Source organism: Galbibacter marinus (assembly GCF_000300875.1).
Lineage (GTDB): Bacteria > Bacteroidota > Bacteroidia > Flavobacteriales > Flavobacteriaceae > Galbibacter > Galbibacter marinus.
In genome coordinates this window covers 21,765-38,467 of the sequence record NZ_AMSG01000012.1, presented here as the reverse complement: position 1 = coordinate 38,467, position 16,703 = coordinate 21,765, and the positions used below count along the sequence as shown (strand labels likewise).

General features: G+C 38.7%; 14 protein-coding genes and 1 tRNA gene. 12 read left to right on the top strand and 3 right to left on the bottom strand.

Annotated elements, in window-relative coordinates; translation table 11 throughout:
- The first annotated feature begins 25 nt into the window (after nt 1–25).
- The 10 genes from I215_RS09670 (at nt 26) to I215_RS09625 (ending at nt 11,842) form a co-directional block, all read left to right on the top strand.
- Nucleotides 26–96, top strand: a tRNA-Trp gene (locus I215_RS09670).
- 19 nt (nt 97–115) lie between these two features.
- The gene (gene secE / locus I215_RS09665; RefSeq protein WP_008991781.1) at nt 116–301 is read left to right on the top strand and encodes a preprotein translocase subunit SecE; all 186 of its coding nucleotides are present in this window, start codon (nt 116–118) and stop codon (nt 299–301) included.
- A gap of 21 nt (nt 302–322) precedes the next feature.
- Nucleotides 323–874, top strand: coding sequence for a transcription termination/antitermination protein NusG (gene nusG / locus I215_RS09660; protein ID WP_008991780.1), 552 nt, complete (start codon nt 323–325; stop codon nt 872–874).
- A 73-nt stretch (nt 875–947) separates the two neighbouring features.
- Nucleotides 948–1,385, top strand: coding sequence for a 50S ribosomal protein L11 (rplK, locus tag I215_RS09655; RefSeq protein WP_008991779.1), 438 nt, complete (start codon nt 948–950; stop codon nt 1,383–1,385).
- 18 nt (nt 1,386–1,403) lie between these two features.
- The gene (gene rplA / locus I215_RS09650) at nt 1,404–2,093 is read left to right on the top strand and encodes a 50S ribosomal protein L1 (RefSeq protein WP_008991778.1); all 690 of its coding nucleotides are present in this window, start codon (nt 1,404–1,406) and stop codon (nt 2,091–2,093) included.
- A gap of 24 nt (nt 2,094–2,117) precedes the next feature.
- A complete protein-coding gene (gene rplJ, locus I215_RS09645; RefSeq protein WP_008991777.1) occupies nt 2,118–2,639 on the top strand; it encodes a 50S ribosomal protein L10 in 522 nt (173 codons plus the stop codon).
- A 50-nt stretch (nt 2,640–2,689) separates the two neighbouring features.
- Nucleotides 2,690–3,067 (top strand): 50S ribosomal protein L7/L12, encoded by a 378-nt coding sequence (gene rplL, locus I215_RS09640; RefSeq protein ID WP_008991776.1) that lies wholly within the window; start codon nt 2,690–2,692, stop codon nt 3,065–3,067.
- Nucleotides 3,068–3,204: 137 nt separating this feature from the next.
- Nucleotides 3,205–7,014, top strand: coding sequence for a DNA-directed RNA polymerase subunit beta (gene rpoB / locus I215_RS09635; protein WP_008991775.1), 3,810 nt, complete (start codon nt 3,205–3,207; stop codon nt 7,012–7,014).
- 90 nt (nt 7,015–7,104) lie between these two features.
- Complete coding sequence (gene rpoC / locus I215_RS09630) at nt 7,105–11,406, top strand: DNA-directed RNA polymerase subunit beta' (RefSeq protein WP_008991774.1); 4,302 nt, start codon at nt 7,105–7,107, stop codon at nt 11,404–11,406.
- A gap of 121 nt (nt 11,407–11,527) precedes the next feature.
- Nucleotides 11,528–11,842: a DUF3467 domain-containing protein gene (locus I215_RS09625; RefSeq protein ID WP_008991773.1), complete on the top strand. Its 315-nt coding sequence runs from the start codon at nt 11,528–11,530 to the stop codon at nt 11,840–11,842.
- A gap of 37 nt (nt 11,843–11,879) precedes the next feature.
- Here the strand turns inward: I215_RS09625 and I215_RS09620 are convergent, their stop codons facing one another.
- Both I215_RS09620 and I215_RS09615 read right to left on the bottom strand, forming a co-directional pair.
- Nucleotides 11,880–12,599: a DUF4197 family protein gene (locus I215_RS09620; protein ID WP_008991772.1), complete on the bottom strand. Its 720-nt coding sequence runs from the start codon at nt 12,597–12,599 to the stop codon at nt 11,880–11,882.
- 48 nt (nt 12,600–12,647) lie between these two features.
- Nucleotides 12,648–13,145 carry a metallophosphoesterase family protein gene (locus I215_RS09615; RefSeq protein WP_008991771.1) on the bottom strand — a complete coding sequence of 166 codons (498 nt, stop codon included), beginning with the start codon at nt 13,143–13,145 and terminating at the stop codon, nt 12,648–12,650.
- Nucleotides 13,146–13,278: 133 nt separating this feature from the next.
- Here I215_RS09615 and truA point away from each other — a divergent pair, with 133 nt between their 5' ends.
- Together truA and I215_RS09605 are read left to right on the top strand one after the other, a co-directional pair.
- A complete protein-coding gene (gene truA / locus I215_RS09610) occupies nt 13,279–14,022 on the top strand; it encodes a tRNA pseudouridine(38-40) synthase TruA (protein ID WP_008991770.1) in 744 nt (247 codons plus the stop codon).
- Between the two features lie 6 nt (nt 14,023–14,028).
- A complete protein-coding gene (locus tag I215_RS09605; protein ID WP_040460194.1) occupies nt 14,029–15,798 on the top strand; it encodes an ABC transporter ATP-binding protein in 1,770 nt (589 codons plus the stop codon).
- Between the two features lie 61 nt (nt 15,799–15,859).
- On the opposite strand, the gene cdaA is transcribed toward I215_RS09605, so the two are convergent.
- On the bottom strand, nt 15,860–16,645 hold the full coding sequence (cdaA, locus tag I215_RS09600) for a diadenylate cyclase CdaA (RefSeq protein ID WP_008991768.1): 786 nt from the start codon (nt 16,643–16,645) through the stop codon (nt 15,860–15,862).
- Nucleotides 16,646–16,703: the final 58 nt, after the last annotated feature.

Sequence of the window (16,703 nt, the reverse complement as noted above, 5' to 3'; positions counted from 1 at the left end):
GTAGGACGCCTTTAAACTTAATTATACGGGTGTAGTTCAAGGGTAGAATAGCGGTCTCCAAAACCGTTGATGGGAGTTCGAATCTCTCCACCCGTGCAAATATATAGAAATCAAAATGATAGATTATATAAAAGAATCATTTGTAGAGTTAAAAGCAAACGTAACCTGGACTTCTTGGTCTGAAGGTCAAAGATTAATGGTTGTTGTTGCTGTTTTCTCTATACTTTTTTCATTGGTGATTTGGGGTATTGATTCAGTTTTCGGAGAACTGATCAAGCTTTATTTTGGAGTAATTAGTTAATCTTAAAAGACGGGTATTGCAATGGCAGATACGTTGGCAAAACAATGGTATGTAGTAAGAGCTGTAAGTGGCCAGGAGAATAAGGTTAAAGGTTACATAGAGCAGGATATCGCACGTCTTGGATTTGGTGATTATGTAGATGAGGTTTTGGTTCCAACTGAAAAGGTGGTCCAGATTCGTAATGGAAAGAAAATAAGCAAAGATCGTGTATACTTCCCAGGCTATGTAATGGTGAAAGCCAACTTAGGTGGAGAGGTGACTCACATTATTAAATCTATCACCGGTGTTATCGGTTTTCTCGGAGAAGTAAAAGGAGGAGATCCTGTGCCGCTTCGTAAATCTGAGGTTAACCGTATGCTAGGAAAAGTGGATGAATTATCTGTGAAAACGGATAATGTTGCTATTCCTTATAATCTTGGAGAGACAGTAAAAGTTATCGATGGTCCTTTCAATGGGTTCAATGGAACAGTTGAGAAGGTGAACGAAGAAAAGCGTAAGCTTGAAGTGATGGTGAAAATCTTTGGAAGAAAGACACCATTGGAATTGAGCTATATGCAAGTAGAAAAGATATAATTGTTACACATTATATAGATTCGTCTAAGCTTCCAAAATTTGGACGATTCAAATTTTAAATTGAACATAAACAATGGCAAAAGAAGTAAGTAAAGTAGTTAAGCTACAAGTCAGGGGAGGTGCAGCGAATCCATCGCCACCGGTTGGACCCGCTCTAGGTGCTGCCGGCGTTAACATCATGGAGTTCTGTAAGCAATTTAATTCGCGTACACAGGACAAACAAGGTAAAGTATTACCTGTTGTTATCACCGTTTACAAAGACAAATCATTTGACTTTGTAATTAAGACACCGCCAGCGGCAGTTCAGCTAATGGAAGCGGCTAAGGTTAAAAAAGGATCGGGAGAGCCAAACCGTAAAAAAGTTGCAAGCGTTACCTGGGAACAGGTTAAAGTTATCGCAGAAGACAAAATGCAAGATCTTAACGCATTTACAGTGGAATCAGCTATGAGCATGGTTGCAGGTACTGCAAGATCTATGGGATTAACGGTTTCAGGAGACAGGCCCTTTTAAATCTTAAAGAATCTAGAAATGGCAAAATTGACAAAAAAACAAAAAGAGGCTGTAACTAAAATTGATAGAAGCAAATTGTATTCTGTTGATGAGGCTTCTCAATTAGTTAAAGATATCACTAACGTAAAGTTTGATGCATCTGTTGACCTTGCGGTACGTTTGGGAGTTGATCCTCGTAAAGCTAACCAAATGGTTAGAGGGGTTGTAACTCTTCCACACGGAACAGGTAAGGATGTAAAAGTTTTGGCTTTGGTTACTCCAGATAAGGAAGAAGAAGCTAAAGCTGCTGGTGCTGACTATGTTGGGTTAGATGAGTATCTTCAAAAGATCAAAGACGGTTGGACGGATGTTGATGTGATCATCACTATGCCAAGCGTAATGGGAAAATTAGGCCCACTAGGACGTGTATTAGGACCTAGAGGTTTAATGCCAAACCCAAAAACTGGTACAGTTACAATGGACGTAGCTAAGGCTGTAGAAGAGGTGAAAGCTGGTAAAATTGACTTTAGAGTTGATAAAACTGGTATCGTTCACGCTGCTATCGGTAAGGCTTCTTTCTCTGCAGATAAGATTGCAGGTAACGCCAATGAATTATTACAAACAATTTTAAAACTGAAGCCAACTGCGGCAAAAGGAGTTTATATCAAGAGTATCTACTTATCTAGTACGATGAGTCCAAGTATTCCTGTTGATCCTAAAGCAGTTTAATTGGCAGTGTAAATTTTTATAATCATGACTAGAGAAGAAAAGTTAACGGTAATAGAAGATTTGACTGCGCAGTTAGGAGATAACGGCATTATTTATTTGGCTGATATTTCTGGTTTGAATGCCCAAGCTACTACTAATTTAAGAAGAGCTTGCTTTAAGGCAAATATCAAACTCGCAGTTGTTAAAAACACATTGCTTGAAAAAGCAATGGAAGCTTCTGATAAAGATTTTGGGGATCTTCCAACAGTACTTAAAGGAAATACTTCCTTGATGTTTTCTGAAACTGGAAATGCTCCTGCAAAATTAATTAAGGATTTTCGTAAGAAATCTGATAAACCTATTCTTAAAGGTGCTTTCATCGAAGAGGCAGTATTCCTTGGAGACGAGCAACTAGATGCTCTTGTTAGTATCAAGTCTAAAGAAGAAGTTATCGGAGATATCATCGGATTGTTACAATCTCCTGCTAAGAACGTTATTAGCGGTCTTAAATCAGGTGGTGGTAAATTGGCTGGTATCCTTAAGACTTTATCAGAAAAAGAATCATAAGTACGCACTTAAAACAATTATATTTTAAAAATTTATTAAAACGGTAGAAAATGGCAGATTTAAAAGATTTTGCAGAACAATTGGTTAATTTGACAGTTAAAGAAGTAAACGAATTAGCTGATATATTAAAAGAAGAATATGGTATCGAGCCTGCTGCTGCAGCTGTAGCTGTTGCAGGTGGAGCTGCCGCTGGTGGAGGTGAAGCTGCTGAGGAGCAAACTGAGTTTGACGTTATCCTTAAAGCTGCTGGAGCTTCTAAATTGGCTGTAGTAAAACTAGTTAAAGAATTAACTGGTCTAGGTCTTAAAGATGCTAAAGAAATAGTTGATAGCGCACCAAAAGCTATCAAAGAAGGAATTTCTAAAGACGAGGCTGAAAGCTTAAAAGCGTCTCTAGAAGAAGCGGGTGCTGAGGTAGAATTAAAGTAATTCCATCTTGCAGCCTCGCGCTGTAAATTACGGTTTAGGTCCTTCCTGAGATAGTTCGGGTTGAGACCTAAACCCTTTTGCGTATATTAGTGTATACGCTTTTTCAATTTTCATTTTAATCAAAATATTGTCCATTGATGTTCACAAATCAGACTGAAAGAATTAGTTTCGCCTCTGCTAAGAATACTCCGGCATATCCGGACTTCTTGGACATTCAGATAAAGTCATTCCAGGACTTCTTTCAACTGGAGACCAAATCTGAAGAACGAGGAAACGAAGGTCTTTATAATACCTTCATGGAGAACTTCCCCATTACTGATACGCGCAATCAATTTGTACTTGAATTTTTAGACTACTTTATCGACCCTCCACGTTATTCTATACAGGAATGTATCGAAAGAGGATTGACTTATAGTGTTCCACTTAAGGCTAGACTAAAACTGTACTGTACAGATCCAGAGCACGAAGATTTTGAAACCATAGTCCAGGACGTGTATTTGGGAACTATTCCCTATATGACACCAAGTGGTACTTTTGTTATTAACGGTGCCGAGCGTGTTGTAGTATCGCAATTGCATAGATCTCCAGGTGTATTCTTTGGTCAATCGTTCCATGCTAACGGAACTAAATTATATTCTGCTCGTGTTATTCCTTTTAAAGGATCATGGATAGAATTTGCTACTGATATCAATAGCGTGATGTACGCCTATATTGATAGAAAGAAAAAATTACCAGTGACTACGCTTTTCCGTGCTATTGGATTTGAGCGTGATAAAGATATTTTAGGGATATTTGATTTAGCTGAGGAAGTTAAGGTATCTAAGAGTGGCCTTAAAAAGGTTCTTGGAAGAAAATTAGCTGCTCGTGTTTTAAAGACATGGCATGAGGATTTTGTTGATGAGGATACTGGTGAGGTGGTTTCAATTGAACGTAATGAAATTATCTTAGATAGGGATACCATTTTAGAGAAAGAGCATGTTGATGAAATCTTAGAGACCGATGTTAAGACTGTTCTTCTTCACAAAGAGGATAGCCACACAGGCGACTACGCTATTATCTACAATACCCTACAAAAAGACCCTACAAACTCCGAAAAGGAAGCTGTTGAGCACATTTACCGTCAATTGCGTAATGCTGAGCCGCCAGATGAGGAGACTGCAAGAGGGATTATTGATAAGTTGTTCTTCTCAGATCAGCGTTATAATCTTGGTGAGGTAGGTCGTTACAGAATGAATAAAAAGTTAGGCCTTAATATCGATATGGATAAGCAGGTGCTAACTAAAGAAGATATAATTACCATTATCAAGTATTTGATCGAGCTTATTAATTCAAAAGCTGAGATCGATGATATTGATCACTTGTCTAACCGTCGTGTTCGTACTGTAGGAGAACAATTGTCTTCTCAGTTCGGAGTTGGTTTAGCTCGTATGGCTCGTACCATTAGAGAACGAATGAATGTTAGAGATAATGAGGTCTTTACTCCAATTGACCTTATTAATGCTAAAACATTGTCTTCGGTGATTAATTCCTTCTTTGGAACCAATCAGTTGTCTCAGTTTATGGATCAGACCAATCCACTTGCTGAAATCACACACAAACGTCGTCTTTCCGCGTTAGGACCTGGAGGTCTTTCTCGTGAGAGAGCCGGATTCGAGGTGCGTGACGTTCACTATACGCATTATGGTCGTCTGTGTCCAATTGAAACACCTGAGGGACCAAATATTGGTTTGATTTCATCTTTGAGTGTATTTGCTAAGATCAATGGTATGGGATTCATCGAAACTCCATATCGCAAGGTAACTGATGGTAAGGTTGACCTTTCTCAGATTTTGTACCTAAGTGCAGAGGAAGAGGAAGAGAAGAAAATTGCACAAGCCAACATTCCGATGAAGGAAGATGGAAATATCGATACCGATAAGGTAATTGCTCGTGAGGAAGGTGACTTCCCTGTAGTAGATCCAGTTGAAATCGATTATACCGATGTTGCGCCAAACCAGATTGCTTCTATTTCAGCTTCTCTGATACCATTCTTAGAACATGATGATGCAAACCGTGCACTGATGGGATCTAACATGATGCGTCAGGCCGTTCCACTTGTACGTCCTGAATCACCTATTGTAGGTACTGGATTAGAGCGTCAAGTGGCGACTGATTCCAGAGTCCTTGTTAATGCTGAGGGAAGTGGTGTTGTTCATTATGTAGATGCCAAAAAGATCATTATCAAGTACGACCGTACTGAAGAGGATCGTTTGGTAAGCTTTGACGATGACTTCAAAACCTATGATTTGGTTAAGTTTAGAAAAACTAACCAAGGAACTTCAATCAACTTGAAACCTAACGTTAAACGTGGTGACAAAGTGGTTAAAGGTCAGGTGCTTTGTGAAGGATACGCTACTCAACAAGGGGAACTAGCCTTGGGTAGAAACCTTCAAGTAGCGTTTATGCCTTGGAAAGGGTATAACTTTGAGGATGCTATTGTGATCTCTGAAAAGGTGGTAAGAGAGGATATCTTTACCTCGATTCACATCGATGAGTATTCATTAGAAGTTAGAGATACCAAACTTGGAGCTGAGGAATTGACTAATGATATTCCGAACGTATCTGAGGAGGCTACTAAAGATTTGGATGAATACGGTATGATCCGTATTGGTGCTGAAGTTAAGCCTGGTGATATCCTTATTGGTAAGATCACACCTAAGGGTGAATCTGATCCTACCCCAGAGGAGAAATTACTTAGAGCAATCTTTGGTGATAAAGCAGGTGATGTGAAGGATGCTTCATTGAAAGCTTCTCCTTCATTAAATGGGGTAGTTATCGATAAGAAACTATTCTCACGTGCTATCAAAGATAAGCGTAAAAGAGCTAAGGATAAAGAAGATATCGCGAAATTGGAATTGGAATACGAAACCAAATTTTCGCAATTGAAGGATGTGTTGATTGAAAAATTATTTTCAATTGTAAACGGTAAAACTTCACAAGGTGTTTTCAACGACTTAGGCGAAGAGGTATTCCCTAAAGGGAAGAAGTATACGCAAAAGATGTTGAATGCGGTTGATGATTTTGCTCACTTAGTAAGTGGAACTTGGACTACTGATGATCAGACCAATGCACTAATCAATGACTTGCTTCACAATTATAAAATTAAACTCAATGACCTTCAAGGTGCATTGCGTCGTGATAAATTTACAATCTCTGTAGGGGATGAATTGCCAGCAGGTATTATGAAACTTGCCAAGGTATACATCGCTAAGAAACGTAAATTGAAGGTTGGAGATAAAATGGCTGGGCGTCACGGTAACAAAGGTATTGTTGCTAGAATCGTTCGTCAGGAAGACATGCCTTTCTTAGAGGATGGATCACCAGTGGATATCGTGTTGAACCCATTAGGGGTACCTTCGCGTATGAACATTGGACAGATCTATGAAACTGTTCTTGGATGGGCAGGTAAAAATCTAGGTAAGAAATTTGCAACTCCAATTTTTGACGGGGCAACTTTGGATCAGATCAATGAATTAACAGATCAGGCATCAGTTCCTAGATTCGGTCACTCTTATCTATATGATGGTGGTACTGGAGAGCGTTTTGATCAACCTGCAACTGTAGGTGTTATCTATATGTTGAAACTTGGGCATATGGTTGACGATAAGATGCACGCTCGTTCAATTGGACCATACTCACTTATTACGCAACAACCTCTTGGTGGTAAAGCGCAATTTGGTGGTCAACGTTTTGGAGAGATGGAAGTTTGGGCACTGGAGGCTTATGGAGCATCTAGTACCCTACGAGAAATCCTTACGGTAAAATCGGATGATGTTATCGGAAGAGCGAAAACTTATGAGTCCATTGTCAAAGGAGAAATGATGCCAGAACCTGGTCTCCCAGAATCTTTTAACGTGTTAATGCACGAATTAAAAGGTCTTGGATTAGATATCAGATTAGAAGATTAATAATTTTAACCATAGGGCAGCCTTTTTAAAAGGTTGCCCGAGGTTAAAAAGGTAATACAAATTACACTTAATTCATTATCACCATATATTATGGCTAGAAATAAAGATAAGAATACAGTACAGAGATTTAATAAAATCTCAATCGGTTTAGCCTCTCCGGAATCTATTCTAGGAGAATCCAGAGGTGAGGTTCTCAAACCGGAAACTATTAATTACCGAACCCATAAGCCAGAGCGTGACGGTCTATTTTGTGAGCGTATCTTTGGACCTGTAAAGGATTATGAATGTGCTTGTGGTAAATATAAAAGAATCCGTTATAAAGGAATCGTTTGTGATCGATGTGGTGTTGAAGTAACAGAAAAGAAAGTAAGACGTGATCGCGTTGGACACATTAACTTAGTGGTTCCAGTTGCTCATATTTGGTATTTCCGTTCTTTACCTAACAAAATCGGTTACCTTCTTGGATTACCTTCCAAGAAGCTGGACATGATTATTTATTACGAACGTTATGTGGTTATTCAACCAGGTGATGCTAAAAATGCAGATGGTGATCCTGTTCAAAAAATGGACTTCCTTACCGAGGAAGAGTATTTGAATATTTTAGAAACCATTCCAGCAGAAAATCAATACTTAGAGGATAACGATCCTAATAAGTTTATCGCTAAGATGGGGGCGGAGTGTTTGATCGAATTGTTGTCTAGAATTGATCTAGATGATCTTTCTTATGAACTCAGACACAAGGCAAACAACGAAACCTCTAAGCAACGTAAAACTGAGGCTTTAAAACGTCTTCAAGTTGTTGAAGCGTTACGTGAATCTCAAAAGAATAGAGAGAACAAGCCTGAATGGATGATCATGAAAGTAGTTCCGGTGATTCCACCAGAGTTACGTCCATTAGTACCACTTGATGGTGGTCGTTTCGCTACTTCGGATCTCAATGACCTTTACAGACGTGTTATTATCAGAAATAACCGTTTGAAGCGTTTGATGGAAATCAAAGCACCTGAGGTGATTTTGAGAAACGAAAAACGTATGCTTCAGGAATCTGTTGATTCACTTTTTGATAACACCAGAAAATCATCTGCTGTTAAGACCGAGTCAAACAGACCGCTAAAATCACTTTCGGATTCTCTTAAAGGTAAGCAAGGACGTTTTCGTCAAAACTTACTAGGAAAACGTGTTGATTACTCTGCTCGTTCTGTTATTGTTGTAGGTCCAGAGATGAAGCTTTATGAGTGTGGGCTTCCAAAGAATATGGCAGCGGAGCTTTACAAACCTTTTGTCATTAGAAAACTAATCGAAAGAGGAATTGTAAAGACAGTAAAATCTGCCAAAAAGATTATAGATAAAAGAGAGCCAGTTGTATGGGATATCCTTGAGAATGTACTTAAAGGACACCCTGTATTACTTAACCGTGCTCCTACGTTACACCGATTGGGTATTCAGGCCTTCCAGCCTAAACTAATCGAAGGAAAAGCTATACAATTACACCCATTAGTGTGTACCGCTTTTAACGCGGATTTTGACGGGGATCAAATGGCAGTTCACTTGCCATTAGGACCAGAGGCTATCCTTGAGGCACAGTTGTTAATGTTGGCTTCTCACAATATATTAAACCCTGCAAATGGCTCTCCTATTACAGTACCATCTCAGGATATGGTTCTTGGTCTTTATTATATGACCAAAGCTAGAAAATCAACTCCAGAGAGAGCCGTTAAAGGAGAAGGGCTTACTTTCTACTCAGCGGATGAGGTAAATATCGCTTTCAACGAAAAGAAAGTGGAACTTAATGCTATTGTAAAGGTTCGTACTCGTGACTTTAATGAAGAAGGAGAGTTAGTTCCTCAAATTATTGAAACTACGGTGGGTAGAGTTCTATTCAACGAAGTGGTTCCTGAAAATGCAGGATATATCAATGAGGTATTGACTAAAAAATCGCTTAGAGATATTATCCATAATATTTTAAAAGCAACCGATGTGCCAACTACTGCTGATTTCTTAGATAAGATTAAGAGTATGGGGTATAACTTCGCTTTTAAAGGTGGATTATCATTTAGTTTAGGTGATATTATTATCCCAGCTGAAAAGGACACCATGATTCAGGATGCCAATCAACAGGTTGACGGAATTATGATGAACTATAACATGGGACTTATTACCAATAACGAGCGTTATAATCAGGTAATTGATGTTTGGACCTCTACTAATGCGATGCTTACCGAAATGGCTATGAAGCGTATTCGTGAGGATAACCAAGGGTTCAACTCCGTATTTATGATGTTGGATTCTGGAGCAAGGGGTTCTAAAGAGCAGATTCGTCAGCTTACTGGTATGCGTGGATTGATGGCTAAGCCTAAAAAATCTACCGCTGGTGGTGGTGAAATTATTGAAAATCCGATTCTTTCTAACTTTAAGGAAGGTCTATCGATTTTGGAATACTTTATCTCAACGCACGGTGCTCGTAAAGGACTAGCGGATACCGCACTTAAAACTGCGGATGCTGGTTACCTGACACGTCGTTTAGTGGATGTATCACAGGATGTTATCGTAAATACTGTTGACTGTGGTACCTTAAGAGGAGTTGAAGTAGAAGCCTTAAAGAAAAATGACGAGATTGTTGAGTCTCTAGGTGATAGAGTTGCAGGACGTGTTTCTTTAAATGATGTGTATGATCCGTTAACTGAAGAGTTAATTGTTGGTGCAGGTGAAGAGATTACAGATGCCATTGTTAAAAAGGTAAATGCTTCTCCACTAGAGCGTATGGATGTACGTTCTCCGCTTACTTGTGAGGCTAAACAAGGTATTTGTGCTAAATGTTACGGTAGAAACTTAGCTACTGGGAAAATGGTTCAAAAAGGTGAGGCTGTTGGTGTTGTTGCTGCACAGTCCATCGGTGAGCCAGGAACTCAGTTGACCCTACGTACCTTCCACGTTGGAGGTATTGCAGGAAACATCTCTGAGGATAACAAGATCATTTCTAAATACAATTGTAAAGTTGAGATCGATGATCTTAAAGTTGTTAAAGGTGTTGACGCTGAACAAAAGCCAGTCGATATTGTTATTTCCAGAACAGCTGAAATCAAGTTTATTGATGAGAAAACTGGAATCACTTTGGCAACCAATAACATTCCTTATGGTTCGCAAATCTTCAAAAAGGATGGCGATAAATTAACAAAAGGTGATGTGGTTTGTCAGTGGGATCCATATAACGCGGTAATTATCTCTGAATTCTCAGGTAAGATTGCTTATGAGAATATCGAACAAGGAGTTACTTACCAAGTAGAAATTGATGAGCAGACAGGTTTCCAAGAGAAAGTAATTTCTGAGTCTCGTAATAAAAAACTTATTCCTACGCTATTAATTAAAGATAGCAAAGGAGAAACCTTACGTTCTTACAACTTACCAGTTGGTGCGCATATCATGGTAGATAACGGTGATAAAGTGGCCGAAGGTAAAGTATTGGTTAAGATTCCAAGAAGATCTTCTAAAGCAGGAGATATCACTGGAGGTTTACCAAGAGTTACCGAGCTTTTCGAGGCGCGTAACCCTTCGAACCCTGCAGTGGTAAGTGAGATTGATGGTGTGGTTTCCTTTGGTAAGATAAAACGTGGTAACCGTGAGATTATAGTTGAATCTAAATTAGGAGAACTTAAAAAGTACTTGGTTAAATTATCTAACCAGATCCTAGTTCAGGAGAATGACTATGTTCGTGCAGGTATGCCACTATCTGATGGTTCTATTACACCAGAAGATATTTTGAGAATTAAAGGGCCATCTGCTGTTCAGCAGTACCTGGTAAATGAGGTACAGGAAGTATATCGTTTACAAGGGGTGAAAATTAATGACAAGCACTTTGAGGTAGTTGTACGTCAGATGATGCGTAAGGTAAGTATCAACGATTCTGGAGATACAACCTTCCTTGAGCAACAATTAGTACATAAAGATGATTTCATTGAAGAAAATGATAGAATCTTTGGTATGAAGGTTGTCGAGGATGCTGGTGAGTCACAAAACTTAAAAGCAGGTCAGATCATTACACCTAGAATGCTCAGAGATGAGAATTCTGTACTTAAGAGAGCAGATAAACAATTGGTGGAAGCTAGAGATGCTGTTCCAGCGGTTGCAACGCCAATTCTTCAAGGTATTACAAGAGCTTCACTTCAAACCAAGTCCTTTATCTCAGCAGCTTCCTTCCAGGAAACTACTAAGGTGTTAAACGAGGCAGCGGTTAGCGGTAAGGTCGATGGTCTTGAAGGACTTAAAGAAAATGTTATTGTTGGTCATAGAATCCCAGCAGGTACCGGAATGAGAGATTACGATAATATTATTGTAGGATCTAAGGAAGAGTACGATGAGATCATGGCAAGCAAACAACAACACGTTAATTTCTAGTAAATTAATAAGTGTTTGATAAATTAATAACCCTGGAGATTTTCTCTAGGGTTATTTTTTTTAAATCTTCTCTAATATTGCTGAGATCTTAGTACCTTTAGTTCTCTCAAAAACATGAATTATGAGCGATCAAAAAGAACAAAATAAAAATCAAATCAATATCGAAATAGATGATGTAACTGCGGAAGGAACCTATGCGAACTTAGCCATCATAAATCATTCTGTTTCTGAATTTGTGGTTGATTTTGTAAGTATTATGCCCGGTAGACCTAAGGCAAAGGTGAAAAGTCGTATTATTCTTACCCCACAACACGCCAAGAGATTTCTAAAGGCACTTCATGATAATGTGCAGCGTTTTGAGAGCAATCATGGGGAAATTAAGGATTATGAGCAGCCTCCAATCCCATTGAACTTTGGTCCAACAGGAGAGGCTTAAGCTCTCCTTTTAGACCGATTACTTTTTAATATTCTAACTATTGATTTTTGGTAGTTGTTCCCAAAACGGAATTCAGTAAATTACTCGGATTTGCTCTTGTATCATTTTCTACATCTTCTACGATGTTAAAGAGCCCTTCAATAAGTTGTTGGGTTATTGCATCGTTTAATAGTTCTGTAGTGTTTTGATTGCTTCCAGTGCCTAATACTGTGCCCAGTATAGCGTTGAGGGTTCCATTTTGTCCACCAAGTGCGTTATTTAAAAGGGTGTTTACCCCTAGTTTTTCTGTTTGGGTATGAACAAGAGGGCTTATGGCAGTTTGTAGTTTAGTCTCAGTGGTTGTTCTTAGATAGTTGGTGGCTGCTCCATTGCCTCCGGAAACTATCCCTACAGCATCTGAAAGGGTCATTTGCTCAATAGCTTGTTTGACAATTGGGCGCGCTGTTGTAATAGAGGCATTTGCGATTTGACTAATGTATTGTTTTTCTTTCTCTACAATATGTGATAACCCCAAAGACTCCAACTTGGCATTTATCTCTTTTATTTCTTTAGGTAATGCGGCTTCAATTAGAGCATTGGTCATAAAGGCATTGGAATCTGAGAAAATGTTAAATGCCTTTGAAGTTCCATTGGTTAATACACCTTTAACCGCCCCCAAAACGGCGTTGGAATTTGTGCCTGTTTGCATACTTGTACACCCAGAAAAGCTGCCGAGAACAAGTAAACTGATGATGAAGAATTGTACTGTTTTTTTCATTTATTGATTTTTTTGTTTAACAATTTTATGTGCTTATATAGCGGTTATTTAATTTCTTTTATCTAGCTCGATAATTTCTAAAGATTTGACCTCCGTATTATCGATTACAAATCGTAGCATGGTGCGGATTTTATGAATTCCGTATTGACCGACAGCCCCTGGATTCATATGCAGTAGATTGAGCTTCTTATCCCATTGTACTTTTAAAATATGGGAATGCCCACATATAAAGAGTTTGGGGGGATTCGATTTGATTCTTTCGCGAATATTTGGGGTGTAACGGTTTGGGTAACCACCAATGTGGATCATCCAAACATCCACACCTTCACATGTAAATCGAACTTCCTCTGGGAATTCTGTTCGTATGGTCGAATTATCGATATTGCCGTAAACGGCTTTCAGTGGTTTAATAGCTTTTATAGCATCGGTAACCTCAAGACTGCCAATATCACCAGCGTGCCACACCTGATCCGCCTGTTTTACATACTTTAAGATCTTATCGTCGATGTGTCCATGAGTGTCTGATAGTAATAAAATCTTTTGCATATAAAAGTTTGGCATTTGACCTAAAAGCACTTATGAAATCTTTAAAGTTTTTGTTTTGTTAAAACAATTGCTGCTAATTGTGCTCTTCAAATAATTGGTATCTTTGTTTTCTGTTACAAAAATAGGGTTTTAATTGAGATATTTTATTGCGCTTTCATATAATGGTAAGCATTACCATGGTTGGCAAACCCAACCCAATGCCGTCACCGTGCAGCAGACCATTGAAAAGGCTCTGTCCACTCTGTTAAGAGAAAATATAAGTATTCTTGGGGCTGGTCGTACGGATGCAGGCGTTCACGCACGTCTGATGTATGCGCATTTCGATATAAGTGAAGCTATTGACACTAAAGCATTGGTGTATCAACTCAACAGCTTTTTGCCAAAAGATATTGCTATTAAAGATATTTACCCTGTGAATGACCACGCGCATGCGCGTTTTGATGCCGTAAGACGCAGTTATGCCTATTGGGTGACCTCTTTTAAAGATCCGTTCTTATTTGATTATGCGTATTATTTAAGGGCAGACCTGGATATTGCTGCGATGAATAAGGCTGCTGAAATTTTACTTGAGACGGAAGATTTTCAATGTTTTTCCAAATCAAACACCGATGTAAAAACCTATATTTGTGATGTTCAAAAGGCTTATTGGCAAGAAGAAGGCTCTTTGTTAGTTTTCAATATTACTGCCGACAGATTTCTTAGAAATATGGTCAGAGCCGTAGTCGGGACCTTGTTAGAAGTGGGCTTAGATCGATGTAGTATTGCTCAATTTAAAGAAGTTTTAGCGAGTAAAGATAGGAGGCAGGCAGGAGTTTCTGTTCCAGCTCAAGGACTTTATTTGACGGAAGTTCAATACCCAAAGAATGTTTTTTTATAAAAATTAATGAGTTCAGATAAAAGTAAACAGAAATTCGATTTTAGATTATTCCGGCGGTTAATGCAATATGCCAGGCCTTACCGCTTAATATTTTTCGCTGTAGGGTTTGCTGCGATCATGCTTTCTGTATTCTCATCTGTACGTCCTATTCTCTTAAAATATACCGTAGATGATTATGTGCTCACTAAGGATGCCAATGGCTTGTTGCTTTTTGTGATCTACATGGTAGCGGCACTGATCCTTGAGGTGATAAGTCAGCTTTCATTTATCTATTACGCCAACTGGCTAGGACAATCAGTAATCAAAGATATCCGAGAGAAGTTATTTAAGCATATGATGCGCTTTCGAATGGAATATTTTAATAATTCTTCTGTAGGAGTATTGGTCACCCGTGCCGTTAGTGATATTGAACGAATCGCCGCTATCTTTAGTGATGGTTTGTTTATGATTGTCAGTGATGTGCTTAAGATGATTGTGGTAGCTAGTGTGATGATATATTTTGATTGGCAATTATCATTGATCGTATTCGGTATTCTTCCCCTTATGTTGTATGCGACAAGACTTTTTCAAAAAGCTATGAAGAAAGCTTTTGTGGAGGTCCGTAAAGAGGTTTCTAACTTAAATTCCTATGTTCAAGAACGATTAACGGGAATGAAGATCGTACAATTATTTGTACGTGAAAAAGGGGAGTATGAGCGCTTTGAAGAAATTAATTCACGGCACAAAAAGGCTTGGATTAATACAGTCTGGTATAACTCTATATTTATTGCAGTGGTCGAATTGATGTCAGCGGTAACTACGGGTCTTATAGTTTGGTATGGTGGATTGCGATCTGTTGTCGGAGGTGCGGATGATTTAGGGAACATCTTTATGTTCATTATGCTCTCGAGTATGATCTTTAGACCACTTAGACAGATTGCTGATAAATTTAATACCCTACAGATGGGTATGGTAGCCTCCAACAGGGTCTTTGATGTACTCGATACCAAAAGTAAGGTGCAAAACGAAGGGGTTCTTAAGGCAGATACCTTCAAAGGAGAGATTGTAATGAATGGAGTTCGCTTTGGTTATGTGAAGGATGAAGAAGTGCTGCACGGGATTTCTTTAAAGGTCAATCCAGGGCAGACTATTGCTATTGTCGGGGCGACGGGGGCTGGTAAGTCAACGATCATAAACTTATTAAATCGATTTTATGATATTAACCAAGGGAGCATTACTATTGATGGGGTAGATATCAAAGATTATACGGTAGAATCCTTGCGATCTCAGATTGCGGTGGTCCTTCAGGATGTGTTCTTATTTGCCGATACTATTCTTAATAATATCACCCTGATGGATCCTGAAATTAAGGAGGCTGATGTCATTCAGGCGGCTAAGGAAATTGGGATTCATAAGTTTATCGATAGCCTTCCTGGTGGATATCATTATAATGTGAAGGAGCGAGGCAGCATGTTATCTAGTGGACAGCGCCAGTTAATTGCCTTTTTGAGGGCTTATGTGAGTAATCCAAGTATACTAGTGTTAGATGAGGCTACCTCTTCTGTGGATGGATATTCGGAGCGTTTAATTCAAACAGCCACAGATAAAATAACCAAAGGAAGAACTTCGATTGTTATCGCGCATCGACTAACTACGGTTAAAAAGGCGGATAAGATCATCGTTATGGATGGTGGGAAAATCGTAGAATCTGGGACCCACAAAGAGCTACTTAAAAAACAAGACGGTTATTATAAGAACTTGTACGAGGTACAATTTTTAGCTGAAGAGGCTGTTTAAAAAATAATAGAAAAGCAGTTTATTTCACAGTATCACAATGAACTCTTACTCATCCATCTTTTTAGGAAAGGTCTTCGAGGATTTGATTTTTTAAATTCTCCAAGGTCTCAAATAAGACGAACTCTCCATTTTTCATATATGAAATCTGGCCATTTTCTTCACTAACCACAATGGAAACAGCATCTGTTTTTTCTGTAACACCAATGGCGGCACGATGTCTTAGTCCAAAACGTAGTGGAATGTTACGTTCGTTTGAAACGGGTAAAATGGCTCGAGTGGCTACAATTCTATTGCCTTCGATTATTATAGCGCCATCGTGAAGCGTACTGTTTTTATAAAAGATACTTTCTAAAATGGGTTGATTGACCTCTATATCCATATAGTCACCAGTATGTTTTACGAATTCAAGGGAGTTGTTTCTTTCAATAACTATAAGTGCCCCGGTGCGGCTCATGCTCATTTTTTCACAAGCAGAAATAATCGCATCTACATTGGTCTCCACCGTTGTGGTATCTTGTCGCATAAAACTAAAGTGTTTTAGCAAACCATTTTTCCCTCTGAAATTGGTGGAACCAACCATAAGTAGAAATTTGCGTATTTCCTGTTGGAAGACTACTAATAGGGCGAAAAATCCAGCGCCGATGAAATTGCCGAGAATGTTACTTAAAATACGCATGTTTAAGGCCTCTGTTAGCCAGTAAATGATGTAAATCACTACAATTCCCATAAGGATATTGATGGCTACTGTACCCTTGACTAATTTATAGACGTAATAAAATAGAAATGCGACTAAAAAAATGTCGATGATGTCTACCACCTTTATCTCTACAAAATCAAATAGTTCCAAATTGCTCGGTTTTTAGGTAAATTTAAAAAAAATATTATTGGTACAGGATAATTAACTT